This is a genomic window from Eggerthella sp. AM16-19 (assembly GCF_003474385.1).
Classification (GTDB): Bacteria; Actinomycetota; Coriobacteriia; order Coriobacteriales; family Eggerthellaceae; genus Senegalimassilia.
The window spans coordinates 1-16,313 of sequence record NZ_QUCY01000019.1 but is presented as its reverse complement, the minus strand read 5'-3'; the positions used below and the strand labels follow the sequence as shown (position 1 = coordinate 16,313).

The window sequence follows — 16,313 nt, the reverse complement described above, 5'->3', positions numbered from 1 at the left end:
GCGCTTGGCTGCTCGGTACGTGCTTGCAGGCTTGCGCGGGGAATCTGCGGGCGAACCTACTGAAGTGACGGGAGCGGGGTGGAGGAGTATGCGCGGAGGAGGTGCATAAGGTGCGAAGCGGAAAGCCCGCTGCGGCATTTGCTGTGCTGCTCGTCGTATCATTTGCGACTATGAACGCCATGCCTTCCGATACGCTGCTGGCCGCGATGCTGCAGGAAGCAGTGTTGGCGCTGGTCGCACTTGTGGCCGTGAGGTTCGCCGTTCCTGATGTGCTTAAGCGTTGTACGCAAGCCGTGCAACAACGGAACACTGTGCGTTTTGCAGCGATAGCCTTACTCTTGGTGGGTCTTATCGGCGGCGCGATAACGCTTCTGGCCTGGTTGTTTTCCGGTGGTGGCACTATGGCGTGCTTTGCGTCTACTGCGTTGCCGTCGACTGTCGATCTTATGGAAAACCTGCTGCTCTTGTTAGGCATCTGCCTGCTCACCGGTCTGTACGAGGAATCGTTCATGCGCGTGCTGGGCATAGAGGCGTTCGAGCGGGCGCTGGATGCGAAGCGCGCCATTTTGGCATCGGCGGCGTTGTTCGCGCTGCTGCACGTGGGCGCGCCCGACGTATCGGCCGGCCAGCTGGTGCTTTTGCAGGCGGCGTTGAAGTTTGGGCAGGCTCTGCTGTTTGGCGTGATCCTGGGTGCGCTGTATGCGCGAATGCGTCGGTTATGGCCTTGCGCATTCATCCATGCCGGCTTCGATATTCTGTATATGGCGCCAAACGTACTCCTAACAGGCACGATGCCCGAAACATATGCATCGGGGGCGGTGGGTGACACCGTGCTGCTTGCGGTGTCGGTCCTTATGCTCTCAGGTATCGTCTTGAAAATTTGCAAAGAAATTGCGTGATAGCACTTGCGTGCATACGTCCTAACATGTAATATACATATCCGCTTTGAGAAATCAGGCGCCAATTCGCGGGCGTGGCGGAATTGGCAGACGCGTACGGTTCAGGTCCGTATGGGGGCAACCCCATGGAGGTTCAAGTCCTCTCGCCCGCACCATTCGAAATCGAAAGACCCGCTTCGGCGGGTCTTTTTGCGTCTTGGATAGATGCGCTGCAATTCGCTCTGCCGAAGCTTGCTTTCTCGTGCTGCAAGAGGGTGCAAGATGAATTTGAAATTCCCTCTTGCGCAGATTGAGGAAATGACGTAACATATTTTCTTGCCTTGTTAAGGCGCCAATTCGCGGGCGTGGCGGAATTGGCAGACGCGTACGGTTCAGGTCCGTATGGGGGCAACCCCATGGAGGTTCAAGTCCTCTCGCCCGCACCATTCGAAATCGAAAGACCCGCTTCGGCGGGTCTTTTTGCGTATGCGGACAATTGCGGCGCCCTGCCATTCGTTTCGCAAAACTGTCCATTTTGCTGTAAAACGCTGTGCTTCATTCTTGTTGACGCAGCGTTGCTTTCTTCGGGCCAGTTTCGCTTGCTACTATAGTGCGGAAACCTTAATACCGTGGCGATGATCCGCGAAGGAAGTATGCTTATGGAAATGCTCGAGTTCGTGTTGCTGTTGTTGGCGGCGGTGCTTGTCTCCGCCGTGCTCGATCAGGTCACCCCGCGCGTGTCGTTGCCGCTGGTGCAGATCGCGCTAGGCGCCGTCATCATCTTGCTGGTGGGCACGCCCGTCGACGTGGCAATCGATCCTGAGCTGTTCCTTGTGCTGTTCATCGCTCCATTGCTGTTCGACGAATCGCGGCATGCAAGCAAACGTGGGCTGTGGGACAACAAGGGGGCCATCGTGTCCCTTGCAGTCGGCTTGGTGCTCGCCACGGTTTTGGTGGTCGGTTTCGTGCTGAACTGGCTCGAGCCCTCCATCCCGCTTGCGGCGGCGTTCGCCCTGGGTGCGGCGTTGGGGCCCACCGATGCCGTGGCCGTCTCGGCCCTTGGCAAGGATATCCACCTGTCCAGCCGTCAGAAATCCCTGCTCTCCGGCGAGGCGCTCATCAACGACGCATCGGGCGTCGTTTCGTTCCAGTTCGCCATAGCTGCGGCCATCACGGGTTCGTTTTCCCTTGCCAATGCCGCGCAAAGCTTTGCCATCAGCTTCTTTGGCGGCATCGCGGTCGGCCTGGTGGTGGGCTTGTTGGCGGTGCTGGCGCTCGGCGCCATCCGTAGCTACGGCTACGAGAGCATCACAGTGCATGTGGTGTTCGAGGTGTTCACGCCTTTCATCACGTTCCTGGCGGCCGAGCATTTCGGCACAAGCGGCATCCTGGCCGTGGTGGCTGCCGGCCTGCTCATCGCGCTGATGCCGCATAAGCCAACGCCTGCCGCCGCGCGTCTGAAGCTTGCGTCGAACAGCGTGTGGGAGGCGCTCGTGTTCGTCATCAACGGCGTGGTGTTCGTCATGCTGGGCATGCAGCTGCCGAAGGCGGTCATGCCGTCCTGGCACAGCAGCGAGACCAGCTCGCTTCTGCTGTGCGCCTTGGTGCTGCTCGTCACGGCGCTGGTGGTCGGTGTGCGTTTCCTGTGGGTGCTTATCATGGAGCGCGTGCATCGCGGCTCCAAGCCGCGCACGGGCGGTCAGCTGATGCGCGATGCCCTGGTCACCACGCTTTCGGGCCCGAAGGGCGCCATCACGCTGTCCATCATCATGACCATCCCGTTCACCCTTTCGACGGGTGAGGCGTTCCCTCAGCGCGACAACCTGATCTTCCTGGCATCGGGCGTCATCCTGTGCACGCTGCTGTTGGCGAACTTCGTGGTGCCGCTGCTTGCGCCGAAAGAGCAGGCTGACGAGCGGGACGAGCAAGCGGTGAATGCGGCGCACATCGAGATCCTCAAACGCGTCATCCGCCAAGTGCGCGAACAGAAGACGCCGACTAACGAGGCTGCCACGCAGATCGTCGTCCGGCAGTACAGCGAGCGCATCAAGCGGTTGCGCCGCAAGAACACCTCGGCCCCGTGCTTGCTCGAGCTTCGCGCTACGGCCATCAAGCAGCAGAAAGCCCAGGTGGATAAGTATATCCGCGAAGAACGCATTTCCCGCGCCGAAGGTGAGCGCGAGATTGAGCGCCTTGAAAGCTCAAGACGCACGCTTCTGCGTGCGCATACGCGCCGACAAGCTTTGGGCGAGGTATGGAGTCGCTTGAAGGTGGGCACCGTGCACACGGCGCGCCGCGTCGATCGCGCGGTTCGCCACGTGGTGGACGATGAATCGAAGATCGAGCAGCATCGTCAGCTTCGCATCGAGCTGGAGGAGTGCGCGCTTGCGTACTACAACCTTCGCATGACCGACGAGAACCTGGAAATCGCCGATGGTGCGGGCGTGCTTGCGGCGGAATGCCGCTCCACGCTGGCGTTTTTGCGCGCGGCCAATGAGCCGGAGAAGCTGGCCAGCGCCAACGTTGCGGGCAGCGTCGTCGGTATGGACGCCGGCGGCATGCGCGGTGCGCTAGAGGGCATGGACACGCAAAAGATCCAGGTGATCAAAGCGCGCGTGTCCGATGTGGAGGCAGACGCCCTGCGCATCGAGCTTGAGGAGATCCAGGCGATGCGCGACGAGGGCGCCATCAGCCGCGAGACGGCGCGCAACTTGCGCGAAGAAGTATACTTGCTTCAAATGACCATTGGAGATTAGGAACCGAATGAGCTCGTACACCACCGTCGAGGGGCGCGCCGTCGCCGAGATCGAGGAGAAGAAAAGCCGCTTCATCGCCAGCTTGGCCCACGTTGAGACCGAGGAAGAGGCGCTGGCGTTCCTTGAGGAGATCCGCGCGGCGAATCGCATGGCGCGTCACAACGTGTATGCGTACATCCTGCGCCAGGGCGGCGCGGGCGCCGTAGGGCGCGTTCGCTATTCTGACGATGGCGAACCTCAGAAGACCGCGGGCCTGCCCACGCTCGAGGTGCTGCAGCATGCGGGGCTGACCGATGTGGTGTGCGTGGTCACGCGTTATTTCGGCGGCGTGTTGCTGGGTACGGGCGGCCTGGTGCGTGCGTATACGCAATCAACCCAGGCGGGTATCGATGCCGCGCAGCTGGTGGTGGTGTCGCGTTGCGTGGACTTGCGCATCCGCATAGCGTACCCGCGTTACGAGCAGCTGATGCGCTTGGCGGAAGACCACGGCGCCAAGGTGCTGTCAACCGACTTCGCCGATGCGGTTACCATGAACCTGCGCATGCTCGACGGCACGCAGCAGCCCCTGCTTGAAGTGCTGACGGCGCTAGAGCGAGGTCAAGAGGACGTGGAGATAAGCGACCCCATAGACGCCGCGTTTTAACTTGCCGCCTCGGAAGCAGCGCCTTTAGCGCGCCGCCTTCTAGCGTGACGTTTTCCAACGGGTGGTGTACGGCTCCTTTTGACGCGGCGCTTACCGGAAACGTCATCTTTCCCGATCCCTAGGACGTGTACTGGTCCATGAAATCCAGGATCTCTTGGCGGGAGTGCAGGCCCGTTTTCGCGTAGATGCGCTTGATGTGGGCGTGTGCGGTGCTGGGGCTGATGTAAAGCTCCTCAGCTACGCGCTTCTGCGTCCAACCCAGCGCGTACAGCGCAAGTACCTCGATTTCGCGGTCGGAGAGCAGAAACTGCTTGCCCATCTGTTCGGCATTGTTTCGCATGGTGGCCTTGCGGATATCGGCGATGGAATCGCCCTCGTCAAGGCCCATCAGCCGCACCAGCCGCATCCCGCGTTTGGAACCGGGCTGCGCGTTGCGGCTCTCGTCCGCCGTTTCGCCCTGATCGACGCTTTCGATGGGCATTACCCCTGCGCATTGCAAGGGGTTCGGGGTGCCGACCGCACCGGCGGCACCGGCGCCCATAGGCGCCGCATTTGCGCAAGCGGCGCACTCGCTGTATTCGCCAGCGTTGTTTTTCAAGATCGTGAGCGCTTCCACATTCGCTTGCGCCCGCGACAGCTGCTTCTCCAGGCGCTCCATGCGGCGTACGTGCAGATCGTGGCGCTCATCGGCTTCCATCTGGGAGACCTTGAGGAACTGGCCGAGCGCCACCTGCGTGGAGATGACCACGCAGGTGCCCATGATGGCGTTGATGAGCAGGTCGTTCGTGGAAAGCGACTGCACGTTTATCAGCGTCACGCGCGCGATGGCGCGGCAGCCGAGCCACACGATCCAGCCGCCCAGCGCATAGTAATACGGGTCGCGCCAGCCGAAGCTCATAAATGCGATGATGATGTACCAGGTGAATGCTACCAGCAGCGCATTGAGCGTGGTGGTGAACACCGCGCCGATGTCCGGCATATCGGGGAAAGCCGCATACAGCACCAGTGCAGCGCACGCGAACAGCTCCAAGAGGATGAACATGCCCACGGTCATGACGCTCTTGCGCTTGTGCATCATCAAGGAAATGACGATGACGCAAATGGCTATGGTGAGCAGGCCATATGCAACCCGGGTGGCGGGCTGGAACGCGATGGGCGTACCGTCGGGGTAGCCGCGCAAGAAGCCGTCCACGATGGAGAGCACGCCGATGCTCGTTGCCGTCGCCGTGAGGAAGCGCTTGCTCGACAGCAACGTGGTGGCGAATCCGAAGAAGTCGTCGTTGGGCGTGAACGACTCGATATCGTTCGCCAGCTTGTTCTTGCGCGCGCTCAGCATGCAGGGGAACTGCAGGAGGGAGAGAGCGGCGGCAACGTAGAAGCCGTAGGTGCCGATGAGCGAGCAAACGTAAATCTCCACCTCACTGATGGCAAGGGCGCTGAACACATACAGCACGGCGGTGGTGCTGCCGCATCCGCGTGCGCGGCGCAGCCAATAGAAGATGGCGAACGATGCGAAGAACGTGACGGCCGCGCATAGCCAGAAATGCACGTTCGGCCAGAAGGTGCCTGCAATGTGGGCCAGGGGAAGCAGCAGCACGCACAGCGCCTCCAATGCAACGCACGTGCGCATGATGCGGTTGGTGGTGCGCTTCTTCAGGCGGATCTTCCGCGTTCCGATGACAAGCAGGATAACGGCCATGAAGGAAAGCGCCACGAGCATGCTGCCATCGGTGAATATCCCCTCATCGGTGTGGGTATAGCTGCCGTAGCCGGCAACGATAAGCCCCGCGCGCGCGAAGCACAGGCCCAAGATGGAGGGGAGGAGCGGGATGTACAGGCTGAGGAGCTTCATGCCGGTTGGCATAGGGTGAGCGGCGTCGTCGGGCGCAAGGCGGCCTGTGCGCGTTCGAGCGCTCGGCTTCGCACCGACGGCGCTTGAAGCGCTTGCCGGTTGTCCGGAGGCAGATGCCCCTCCCCGCCCTTGTGCGCGCTGAGCGATCGAATTGCCCGCTTCGTTGATCCTCACTGATCCTCCTGGTATATGCGGCGCGATTTGCCAGGTGGCCGTCCCTCTCCCCAAAAAGGCCGGCTTACTTGTTCGCATATTCCCTCAAAGAGGGTATGCGCGAAACGCCATGTTCGCCATCATAACATAAGGGAAATAATGCATAGTAACAGCAACGTTAACTGTAGGGGGTATCGATATGGTGAACGAGCAGGAAATCACGTTCGATGAGCCGGATGAGGGCCGTGACATCTACCACGAGCCGGACGACCGTGCGCTGATTCGCACGAAGGACGTGTATCAGACCGAGCTGGACAACGGCGTGGAAGGCTACTCGGAAACGATGCTCGCCATTGTGGCGAACTTCAAGAACGCTGGCAAGCCCGAGGGCTTCAACGTGCAGAGCATGGTGGGCAAGTCGAAGCGCGGCGAGGTGGCGTTGCGCCTGTTCGCAGTGGTCGACGACTCCGTTGCCGACCCGGTGTTCGTGAAGGTGGGCTTCAAGAGCCGCGGGTGTCTTGCCATGACCGGCTGCGCAAGCGCCATCTGCTCCATGATCGAGGGCAAGACGTTCTCGCAGGCGTTGGAACTGACGCCCAAGGACGTGGAGCTTGCGGTAGACGGCGTGCCGAAGGGCAAGGGCCATACCACCTTGTTCGCCATCGAGGCCGTGCGCGGCCTGGTGGGCGACTGGATGTACCGTTGCGGCATGTCGCTCTCGGAGATGGACGAAAAGCTGCCCTGCGACGAGATGTCGGTGGCGTGCCTGATGTGCGAGCATTGCAGCCTGCGCGACACGCGCGTCGAGATGAGGGTTAACGAGGCCATCGCGAAGCAGAAGGCCGGCGAGGCGAAATGAGCGAGCAGATGAAGACGGCCGGAGAGCCTCTGGGTCAGGATGTCGTTTCGGAAGACGCGGAATCGGCGGTGGGGGAGGTTGCCGCCAACCAGGGCGTCGCAGCCGCTGGGAATGCGGAAGCTGCCGCAGCCGGCGTCGATGAGACGCTTGAAGGGGAGACGGCCGACGAGCCCACGGAGGAGGAGCTTGCGGCCGCACGTGAGCTGGCGGAGAACAACGCGCTTGCCGATGTATTCGATGACGTGCGCAAACAGTCTGCCGACAGCCACCTGGTCACGCCCGAGCGTTGGCCAGAGATCGGTTTGGTGCCCGAGCATATGACGGCCGAGGACTTCGAGATGTTCGTGTACGAATGGCTCGAGGATTACCAGGCGGAACACAAGGACGAGATCGAGGCGGAGCGCGCCGCCGAGCGCGCGAAGGCCGCCGCGGTGCGTTCTGCCACTCGAGCGGTGGGCGTGCCCCCGAAGATCCCGAACCGCCGCCTTGAGCAGATCGAGGTCGACAACGAGGCGAAGGCTGCCGATAAGGCGCCGGAAGCCGTTGAGGATTCCGCTGAAGCCGAGTCGGCCGCGGGCGTTGATGCTTCCGTGCAGGTTGATAACGCTGCGGAATCCGCCGAAAGCGCCGCCGTCGCCGCAACGCCTGCGGCTTCCGAGCCCGCCCCGGGTTCCCCTGATAGCGCAGCTGAAGATGAGCAGCCTGCCGAGAACGACAGGAGCCCCTTCGCCGGCTTGCGCATCCCCGAGGGCTACCGCCTTGAGCAGATCGAGGGCGAATGGGTGCTCGTGGAGGACGAGAGCGCCGCGCCCGTGCGCAAGGAAATCAAGTGCAACCGCATCAAGGTGCTCATGGGTATGCACAGTTACTACCTGTACGATGAGACGCTCATGACTGCCAGCTACGCTCGCTGGGCGTTCCTGGCGGCCGAGGACAATCCGGTGGTCACGTTCGTCGAGTGCGTGCGCGAGGATTCGCGCGTGTATCCTCGCCCGTATGCCGCCGAGTGCCTGAAGAACCCGCCCTTCCGCATGACCGACGATCAGATCGAGGAAACGTGGCAGGCTGTGCGCGATTCCGGCAACTATCCGGACATCGAGCGCACCGAGGCATCCAACGGCGACGTGTACTACTATTCCACGCAGTACCTCGAGTCCGGCTATGCGGCATCGCTGGCCGAATACGATGCGGTGGAGCGCCCTGCCGACGTGTAATGCCCGATGAGGGCCTAGCGCGCAGCAGCCATGCGCAACGCAATGCGTCCCGAGCAGTCTCGCTCGGGACGCATTTTTTTTGCTAACCCTAGAGCGCAAAAACGCCCCCCGCTGTCTGCGCAACGGGGGGCGTTTGCGATTCAAGCTTGCTTTGCCGGTCTAGCTTGCCAGCTTAGCGTTTACGGCAGCAGGTTCAGGCTCTGCAGCTCGGCCTTGACGTCGTCCATGCCGTAGTAGTCCAGGCAGTCGGCCGTCGGGCAGCCCTTCTCGGAATCCCAACCAAACTTCTCGTACAGCATGGTCAGGCCCTTCTGGAAGTCTTCCTTCTCCATCTTGTCGGTGCCCTTGGTGAACGGCTCCTTGTCCGGATCCTTGGTGAACGGCCACTGGGTGATGACGTCGTGGATGGTGCGGCAGTCGTTGCAGCCCATCTTGCCGTCCTTGTCGGTCATGCCGCGCACGGTGTTGGCGCGCTGCAGCGTCATGATCTTAGCGGCGCGCTTGTACAGCTCGTCGGTGGTGATGTCCTCGCCGGTGACGGCCTTGTAGAACTTGGCCTCCAGGTCGAGGTCGCCGCGGTAGTTGCGGCTCTTCGACGGGGACTGGGCCATCGGCCACACCCAGTTGCACAGCGTCAGCGAGTCATGCAGCACGTCGGTGACGATGGACCACCACGTGAAGTTCGCCTTGTGCTCGTTCATCGGCTTGTAGTCCTTCTCGGCGTCCAGAGCGTCCTCGCCGCCCCACAGCTCGGCAGCGATCTGCTGCTTCAGCTCGTGCGGAAGGCCGCACTGCAGCATGTTCTGATGCGAGTGGATCATGGGATCGCGGTTGAACACCATGTTCAGCAGGCCGCCGACCTGGCCGTAAGACTCGATTGCATGGTGCACCGGCCAGCCGCGGTAGTTGATCAGGCAGCTAGCGGTGGTGTCGAACCACTCCATGTCGTCCCAGCGCGGGCACCACACGAGCGGGCCGTGGCCAAGGTAGGACATCTCGTTGTCGTTCTGGGCGATGTGCTTGAGCAGCTCCACCATGATAGTTGGATCGTTCTTCTCGAACTTCTGCCAGTCGAACATGTTGTACTCGGCCTCGGGCAGCACCTTCTTGAAGATGCCCTTGGACACGCAGTGCGCGATGTCGCGGTAAATCTGAGCGTAGTTGCACCACATGCCCAGGTCGTCCATCGTGCCGCCGACAACCTGGTCCCAGATCAGGCCGTCCTCGGTGGAAGCCTTGACGGAGGTGTGCTCGCCCAGGATCTTCACCATGTAAATGGAGAACGGGAAGTTCGGCACGCAGGTGTTGCCGGTGATCTCGAAGCCGCCGTTCTTCTTGGCGTTCGGCACGCGCATGTCGGAGTAGCAGTGAATCGGGCAGCTGTGGCAGCCGTTCATCTTGATGGTGTACTTCTCGGCCTCGGGACCCTCGTCCTTGGTGGTCTTCATGCAGCGGTAGCCGACGGTGTTGATCTCGCCCGGCTTCGGCTCGCCGGTCTCGATCGGCTCGCCCTCGGCGTCGGCCCAGTACAGGCCCTTGCGAGCAGTCCAACGGGTGCCCTTGTCGTAGTACTCTGCCCATTCCTGCTGGGTGGACGGCACGACATGGTTGTTGTTGGAGCCGACGATCTCGCGCAGCATGTAGTCGGACAGATCGGCCAGGGCCTTCGGGTCCTTGACGTTCACGCTGCCGTTGCCCTCGACGACCAGTGCCTTGAGCTTCTTGGAGCCCATGATGGTGCCCAGGCCAGCGCCGGCGGAGTGGTTACGGGAGTTCATCATGACGGCGTAGGGCAGCAGGTTCTCGCCGGCAGGACCGATGGTCGCCACGCAGGCACGGTTGCCCTCGAGGCGGTTCAAAGCCTCGGTGGTGGAACGGGTGCCCATGCCCCAGACGAAGGAGGCGTCCTTGATCTCGACCTGATCGTCCTTGATGTGCAGGTACACCGGCTTGTCGGATTTGCCCTCGACGATGATGGCATCGTAACCGGCCAGCTTGATGCGGGCGCCGATCATGCCGCCGCAGTGTGCGTCGACGACCAGATGGTCCTTGCTGAACGTGGACAGGAAACTGATGGTGGTACGGCCAGCCAGCGGCACGCCGGAAGCGGTCAGCGGACCGACGGCGTAAACGATCTTGGACTCCTCGGAAAGAGGATCGGTGCCAGCGGGCACCTCATCGTACATGATCTTGTTAGCAAGGCCCATGCCGCCGATGTATTCCTTATAAGGTGCGGTGGACTCGGTGGTGATGCTGCCCGTCGTCAGATTGACGCGCAGGATCTTGCCGGCCCAGCCGTATGACTTCTCGTCAGCCATGTTGCATCTCCAAATCTCTTCTCGATACATGCGTTGCGTGACATGTCGGGCGATTCGGGTGCAGACGACAATTCGTCACTGGGCAGTGTTGCGCACCTTATGAATCGGGTATCCCCTCTTTGAGGGTAATTTATGGAAATGGCCTGGTAAACGGCGAACGGATTGGATTTTCCGGCGAATGAGGGGACAAATTCGACCGCATTGACCCCCAAAGAGGGGATACCGAAAAAGAGGTGAGCCGCATACTACTTACCGTTGCGTGACCCGGAAAGGGCGAAGAGTGTGCGCCGGAAATCAGAAGGGACGAGGCGGACGAGGCCTCGGCTGAGGGAGGAACCGGCGCAAGGTAGCGACTCACCAATATATGTGAGGGGGAGTACTGAGAATGTCAGATACGAATACAAGCGGCAGCGCCCCGGTCAAGAAGAACATCACCCGCCGTGACGTGCTGGCCATGGCCGGCTGCGGCGTTGCAGGTTTGGTCGTCGGCGGCGCGCTGGCCAGCTGGGGCGTCACCCAGGAGTCCATCGCATCCGGCCGCATCGAGCTGCGCACCACGCCCACCAAGATGATCGTCACCGATCGCGCCCGTTGCTCGGGTTGCCAGCGCTGCGAGATGATGTGCACGTTGAAGAACGACGGCCGCGTGTGCCAGCACATCGCCCGCGTGCGTGTGTGGGATAACTATTACTGGGGCAAGTCCGCCGACACCGGCGACGGCTCCTTCGGCGACGGCAAGGGTGCTTGCGAGTTCACCGTCGAGCACTGCAAGCAGTGCGCCGACGCGCAGTGCGTGAAGTACTGCCCGGTCCACGCCATCTACGCCGACGAGAAGACCGGCGCCCGCACGGTCGACACCAAGAAGTGCATCGGCTGCGGCATGTGCAGCCAGGCTTGCCCCTGGAACATGCCCCGCGTCGACACCGAGACCGGCGTGTCCACGAAGTGCATCTCCTGCGGCCGCTGCGCGGAGCAGTGCCCCAACGGCGCCATCCAGTTCATCGATTGGCAGGATATCGCGCAGAAGATCATCGACGAGGGCATCGTTCGTACGACGACCGCGGTCACCGCGTAATCGTTTCGGGGCGATATACCTCGCATGATGCGAACGCCCGCGCGGCAAGCGCGGGATGTGAAAGGTCGAAGACCTTATAACCGCGACCAAGGAAAGGAGTGAGCGCGAGATGATGGACGACGCAGCGGTGTTCTCGGTGCTTTCGAAGTGCTTCGGTTCCGTCGAGAAGGACGAATGGAAGCAGATGACGCGCAGCGCGGCCTGGGCCGAGTTCATGGACGGCGTTCGCCGTCTTTTGCAGGACGACACGCGTTTCGGCAAGCAGGCAACCCCCATCGAGCGCATGCATGTGCGCGCGCCCATGCAGGAATTCCTTTCCGCCAACGAGGTCGACGAGCTGTTCTGCCCTCCGCTTTTCGATGAGAAGCAGGGTTTTGCGGCGCGTCACTTCACCGGAGGGCTTCCCCAGTCGGCGATTCCGGTGGAATCGCTGTACACGGATTGGAACACTCCCGACAACGTGAATCCGCTCATCGGCAAGCAGAAGGGCCTGTACCTGGGCGCTTCGGCGCGTTACATGCGGGCATTGATCGAGCAGCTGGGCCTGGAGGTGCCGGCGGAATACGCCGACTGCCCCGATCACCTGGCATTGGAGCTTGACCTGGTGGCAGTTCTGCTGCGAAGCGGCATGGACGCCGAGGCTCGACAGTTTGTGGCCGAGCGCTTTGATTGGTTGACCGACTACCGGTTGAAGTTGCTGAAGCTTGACGATGACGCGCGGTTCTACATCAGCCTGGTCGACGTGATCTTGGGCATTTGCGCGGAACAGCGCGCGGAGTCCGAGTCCGACCAGACGGCTTGATGGCGGTTCGCATCATGGATGAAACGATGACGCAGGATGCATATAGAGAGGAATCAGCAATGTCAGAAAACGCTATTACCAGGCGAAGCTTTCTGGCCGGCAGCGCCGGGGTCGCAGCAGTAGCGGCCGGCGCGGGCTTCATGAGCTTCGGCGCCTGGGAGCAGGCTGACGCGAGCGGGACGAAGGATGTGGAATCCCACACCGCTTACTCGCTGTGCAACTCCTGCTCTTCCAAGTGCGGGTTCAAGGGGTACGTGGTCGACGGCAAGCTCACCAAGATGATCGGCGAGCCCGGCCATCCCCACTGCGAGGGCACGCTGTGCGGCCGCGCATACGGCTACGCGTCCATCGCCTACTCCGAGGACCGCTTGACCGACCCCTTGAAGAAGAACGCCAAGGGCGAGTTCGAGAAGATCAGCTGGGACCAGGCCTACTCCGAGATCGCCGAGAAGGTCAAGTCCATCATCGGCTCCGACGGCCCCGAGGCCCTGGCCATGGTCCAGGACCCGCGCCCGTCCGGCTCCTACTACACCAAGCGCTTCATGCAGGCGCTCGGCAGCGCCAACGTGTACACGCACGGCGCGGCCTGCAACATGTCGAAGAACTCCGGCTTCACGCAGGTCATCGGCGCGGGCGACTACCTGGCCGACGTCGAGAACGCCAAGGCCTGCATGTTCATCGGCCGCAGCTACGCCGACGCCATCCGCCCGAGCCAGCTGCACGCCCTGGAGAAGGCGCACGAGAACGGCGCGTACATCGTGCTGGTCGACCCGCGCCTGAACAACTCCATCGCCTTCGCCGACGAGTGGCTGCCCATCAACCCGGGCACCGACCTGGCGCTGGTGCTGGCCATGAGCCACGTGCTCGTCGACCGCGGCCTGTACGACAAGAAGTTCGTGTCCGAGCAGGCAACCGGCTTCGACGAGTGGGCCGCCACCCTGGGACAGTACACGCCCGAGTGGGCAGCTGAGATCACCGGCCTGAAGGCCATCGACATCGAGCGCATCGCGGTGAAGTTCGCCGAGTGCGCCCCGGCCGCCTGCATCGAGCCCAGCTGGCGCGGCGCCTATGGCTGCAGCTATGCCAACTCCGGCGAGACCGCCCGCGCCGTGGCCTGCTTCAACGGCCTTCTGGGCTGCTGGAACCAGAAGGGCGGCGCCCTGTTCAGCGCGTCGGTCAAGGCCGGTGACGTGGACAAGGCCAAGTTCCCGCCCGTGCCCAAGGTCGAGGCGAAGATCGCCGGCCAGTCCGAGTACCCGCTGTCCCTGTCCGGCATGGGCGTCAACGTCTACGCCGCGCAGCTTGCCAAGGAAGGCAAGATGAAGGGCATGTTCTTCTACAACTCCAACATGGTGGCGGGCTATTCCAACCCGGCCTACCTGCAGGAGTGCCTGGCCAACCTGGAGCTGTCGGTGTGCATCGACGTCCAGATGACCGAGACGTGCCACGCGTGCGACTACGTCCTGCCCGACACCAGCTACCTCGAGCGCCTCGAGCTCCCCGAGTTCTACGGCGGCAAGATCCCGGCCGTGGCCATCCGCGACCAGGTCATCGAGAAGGTGCATCCCAACACCAAGCCCGTCGACCAGATCTTCTCCGAGCTGGCCGATGCCTGCGGCGTGGGCCAGTACTTCGACTTCACCGTCGAGGAGCTCGCCGATGCACAGCTCAAGACCGTGGGCCTGTCCCTCGACGGCCTGCGCGCCTGCGGCGTGAGCACCTTCCCCGAGAAGGCGTTCAAGTACGGCTCGTACCCGAAGTGGAAGACGCCCTCCGGCAAGTTCCAGTTCGCCTCCGATGCCTGCGAGAAGGCGGGCCTGCCCCGCACCCCGCAGTGGCTCGAGCCCGCGGTGGCCGTGCCCGAGGACGGCAAGTCCTTCCGCCTGATCGGCGGCAAGCAGGCCATCCACACCCACACGCAGACCGCCAACAGCGAGCCGCTCATGGCCATCACGAAGCAGTACGGCCTCGAGCGCGTGTGGATGAACGCCCAGCGCGCCGAGGAGCTCGGCATCTCCGACGGCGACACCGTCGAGGTCTCCAACGAGCAGCACACGGGCAAGGTCCAGGTGAAGGTCACCCAGCGCATCAACCCCGACGCGCTGTACATGCCCAGCCACTACGGCTGCTCCTCGAAGGAGGAGAAGACGGCGTACGGCGTCGGCCTGCGCCAGATGGACTACGTGCCCTTCCGCATCGAGCCCGGCTACGGCGGAATCTGCTCCCAGGAGGCCGTCGTCACCGTCAAGAAAGTAGGTGCATAGCATATGGCACGCTATGGAATGCTTATCAACACCAAGAAGTGCATCGGCTGCTACGCCTGCCGCACCGCGTGCCAGCGCCAGAACGGCTTGGATCCGACTGACTCGTTCATCCGCTTCGAGGAGCGCGAGGTCGGCGAGTATCCGAGCGTGAGCGTCGAGCACGTGCCGCTGCAGTGCATGCACTGCGAGGACGCGCCGTGCGCCAGCGTCTGCCCGACCGGAGCAGCCCACATCGGCCCCGACGGCATCGTCGAGGTCGACCAGGGCCGCTGCATCGGCTGCCTGTACTGCATGGCCGCCTGCCCCTACCAGGTGCGCAACCGCAACGAGAAGACCGGCGCCGTCGACAAGTGCCGCTTCTGCAACGTGTCCAACTACACGAGCGGCACCGAGATGTGCAGCTGCGTGACGGCCTGCCCGACCGGCGCGCGCATCTTCGGCGACCTGGACGACCCGGACTGCGAGCTGGTGAAGGAGATCGCCGCCACGCACGCGGCCCCCATCGCCGGCGACCTTACCAAGTCCAAAGTCTATTACGTGAGGTGATGCTGAGATGGAGTACACACCTATTTGGAGCGGCATCATCGCCTGCTATCTGTTCCTAGGCGGCCTGGGCGGCGGCGCGTTCGCCACCTCGGCCTTCCTGGCCTGGCGCCATCCCGAGGCGGTCACCATGCGCAAGCTCGGCCACTGGATCGCGCCGATCGTCGTCATCGTCGGCCTCGTGCTGCTGATGTTCGACGCCAAGGCGGGCCTGCACAACCCGCTGCGCTTCGCGCTGCTGCTGACCAACTTCGGGTCCGTGATGACCTGGGGCGTCGTCATCCTGGCGGCGTTCGTGATCGTCGCGCTGGTCGCGCTGGTCATGGACCTGAAGAAGCGCCGCGTGCCCATGTGGCTCGAGATCGTCGGCGCGGTGCTCGGCATCTGCGTGGCCATCTACACCGGCTGCCTGCTGGGCGTGTGCAAGACGTTCCCGCTGTGGAACAACGCGCTGCTGCCCATCCTGTTCCTGGTGTCTGCCGTGTCCACGGGCATGGCCGCCGTGCTGCTGGCCGGCGTGTTCAAGTGCCCCGAGGAGTTCAACCGCGTGGGCGTGCTCAAGAAGTTCCACTTCTGCTTCCCGTGCATCGAGATGCTGCTGGTGGCGGCGCTGCTGTTCATCACGGCGACCAACTCCACCGCGGGCCTGGCCTCGGTGCAGGCGCTGGTGTGCGGCAGGTACGCCGTGGTCTTCTGGGTGCTGTTCGTCGCCGTGGGCCTGGTGATCCCGACGGTGCTGGAGACCAAGATGCTGTTCTTCAGCCCCAAGGAGTTCGAGGAGTCCCGCAAGGCCCACATGATCAGCGCCGGCTCCGACATCGGCGTGCTGGTCGGCGGCTTCGTGCTGCGCCTTCTGGTGCTGCTGGCCGCGCTGCCGGTGACCATGACGGTCGCCTGGACGCTCTAGCCGCCCGCGGGGCGGGGCGCCCGGCCCCGCGCCGACCGCGGGGAGCGGG

12 protein-coding genes and 2 tRNA genes are annotated in these 16,313 nt (G+C 62.8%); 12 read left to right on the top strand and 2 right to left on the bottom strand.

Annotated elements, in window-relative coordinates:
• Nucleotides 1-110 precede the first annotated feature (110 nt).
• The 5 genes from DW178_RS08130 (at nt 111) to DW178_RS08110 (ending at nt 4,277) form a co-directional block, all read left to right on the top strand.
• Complete coding sequence (locus DW178_RS08130) at nt 111-899, top strand: CPBP family glutamic-type intramembrane protease (RefSeq protein WP_118350491.1); 789 nt, start codon at nt 111-113, stop codon at nt 897-899.
• 68 nt (nt 900-967) lie between these two features.
• A tRNA-Leu gene (locus tag DW178_RS08125) sits at nt 968-1,054 on the top strand.
• Nucleotides 1,055-1,237: 183 nt separating this feature from the next.
• Nucleotides 1,238-1,324, top strand: a tRNA-Leu gene (locus tag DW178_RS08120).
• A 213-nt stretch (nt 1,325-1,537) separates the two neighbouring features.
• Nucleotides 1,538-3,634 (top strand): Na+/H+ antiporter, encoded by a 2,097-nt coding sequence (locus tag DW178_RS08115; RefSeq protein ID WP_158574113.1) that lies wholly within the window; start codon nt 1,538-1,540, stop codon nt 3,632-3,634.
• Between the two features lie 7 nt (nt 3,635-3,641).
• Nucleotides 3,642-4,277 (top strand): IMPACT family protein, encoded by a 636-nt coding sequence (locus DW178_RS08110; RefSeq protein WP_118350489.1) that lies wholly within the window; start codon nt 3,642-3,644, stop codon nt 4,275-4,277.
• Between the two features lie 118 nt (nt 4,278-4,395).
• Here DW178_RS08110 and DW178_RS08105 read toward each other — a convergent pair whose 3' ends face one another.
• The gene (locus tag DW178_RS08105; RefSeq protein ID WP_286168607.1) at nt 4,396-6,129 is read right to left on the bottom strand and encodes a response regulator transcription factor; all 1,734 of its coding nucleotides are present in this window, start codon (nt 6,127-6,129) and stop codon (nt 4,396-4,398) included.
• Between the two features lie 352 nt (nt 6,130-6,481).
• Between DW178_RS08105 and DW178_RS08100 the strand changes: the two genes are divergently transcribed.
• Nucleotides 6,482-7,141: an iron-sulfur cluster assembly scaffold protein gene (locus DW178_RS08100; protein ID WP_118350488.1), complete on the top strand. Its 660-nt coding sequence runs from the start codon at nt 6,482-6,484 to the stop codon at nt 7,139-7,141.
• Entirely contained in the window at nt 7,138-8,355 is a 1,218-nt protein-coding gene (locus DW178_RS08095; protein ID WP_118350487.1) for a YdhW C-terminal domain-containing protein, read from the top strand. The genes DW178_RS08100 and DW178_RS08095 overlap by 4 nt, the downstream gene beginning before the upstream one ends.
• Before the next feature lie 179 nt (nt 8,356-8,534).
• Here the strand turns inward: DW178_RS08095 and DW178_RS08090 are convergent, their stop codons facing one another.
• Nucleotides 8,535-10,673, bottom strand: coding sequence for an aldehyde ferredoxin oxidoreductase (locus tag DW178_RS08090; protein WP_118350486.1), 2,139 nt, complete (start codon nt 10,671-10,673; stop codon nt 8,535-8,537).
• Between the two features lie 385 nt (nt 10,674-11,058).
• Here DW178_RS08090 and DW178_RS08085 point away from each other — a divergent pair, with 385 nt between their 5' ends.
• From DW178_RS08085 to nrfD, 5 genes are all read left to right on the top strand, one after another.
• Nucleotides 11,059-11,748, top strand: a complete 690-nt coding sequence (locus DW178_RS08085) for a ferredoxin-like protein (protein ID WP_042432432.1) — start codon at nt 11,059-11,061, stop codon at nt 11,746-11,748.
• Nucleotides 11,749-11,857: 109 nt separating this feature from the next.
• On the top strand, nt 11,858-12,550 hold the full coding sequence (locus tag DW178_RS08080) for a molecular chaperone TorD family protein (RefSeq protein WP_052297751.1): 693 nt from the start codon (nt 11,858-11,860) through the stop codon (nt 12,548-12,550).
• Nucleotides 12,551-12,609: 59 nt separating this feature from the next.
• Complete coding sequence (locus tag DW178_RS08075) at nt 12,610-14,814, top strand: molybdopterin-containing oxidoreductase family protein (protein ID WP_118350485.1); 2,205 nt, start codon at nt 12,610-12,612, stop codon at nt 14,812-14,814.
• Nucleotides 14,815-14,817: 3 nt separating this feature from the next.
• A complete protein-coding gene (locus DW178_RS08070) occupies nt 14,818-15,360 on the top strand; it encodes a 4Fe-4S dicluster domain-containing protein (RefSeq protein ID WP_042432438.1) in 543 nt (180 codons plus the stop codon).
• Nucleotides 15,361-15,367: 7 nt separating this feature from the next.
• The gene (nrfD, locus tag DW178_RS08065; RefSeq protein ID WP_118350484.1) at nt 15,368-16,264 is read left to right on the top strand and encodes an NrfD/PsrC family molybdoenzyme membrane anchor subunit; all 897 of its coding nucleotides are present in this window, start codon (nt 15,368-15,370) and stop codon (nt 16,262-16,264) included.
• The last annotated feature ends 49 nt before the right edge of the window (nt 16,265-16,313 follow it).

Coding starts and splice junctions, on each gene's coding strand:
- DW178_RS08115 (WP_158574113.1), top strand. CDS start 1,538: ATGGAAATGCTCGAGTTCGTGTTGCTGTTGTTGGCGGCGGTGCTTGTC.
- DW178_RS08105 (WP_286168607.1), bottom strand. CDS start 6,129: ATGAAGCTCCTCAGCCTGTACATCCCGCTCCTCCCCTCCATCTTGGGC.
- DW178_RS08110 (WP_118350489.1), top strand. CDS start 3,642: ATGAGCTCGTACACCACCGTCGAGGGGCGCGCCGTCGCCGAGATCGAG.
- DW178_RS08080 (WP_052297751.1), top strand. CDS start 11,858: ATGATGGACGACGCAGCGGTGTTCTCGGTGCTTTCGAAGTGCTTCGGT.
- DW178_RS08100 (WP_118350488.1), top strand. CDS start 6,482: ATGGTGAACGAGCAGGAAATCACGTTCGATGAGCCGGATGAGGGCCGT.
- DW178_RS08090 (WP_118350486.1), bottom strand. CDS start 10,673: ATGGCTGACGAGAAGTCATACGGCTGGGCCGGCAAGATCCTGCGCGTC.
- nrfD (WP_118350484.1), top strand. CDS start 15,368: ATGGAGTACACACCTATTTGGAGCGGCATCATCGCCTGCTATCTGTTC.
- DW178_RS08075 (WP_118350485.1), top strand. CDS start 12,610: ATGTCAGAAAACGCTATTACCAGGCGAAGCTTTCTGGCCGGCAGCGCC.
- DW178_RS08085 (WP_042432432.1), top strand. CDS start 11,059: ATGTCAGATACGAATACAAGCGGCAGCGCCCCGGTCAAGAAGAACATC.
- DW178_RS08095 (WP_118350487.1), top strand. CDS start 7,138: ATGAGCGAGCAGATGAAGACGGCCGGAGAGCCTCTGGGTCAGGATGTC.
- DW178_RS08070 (WP_042432438.1), top strand. CDS start 14,818: ATGGCACGCTATGGAATGCTTATCAACACCAAGAAGTGCATCGGCTGC.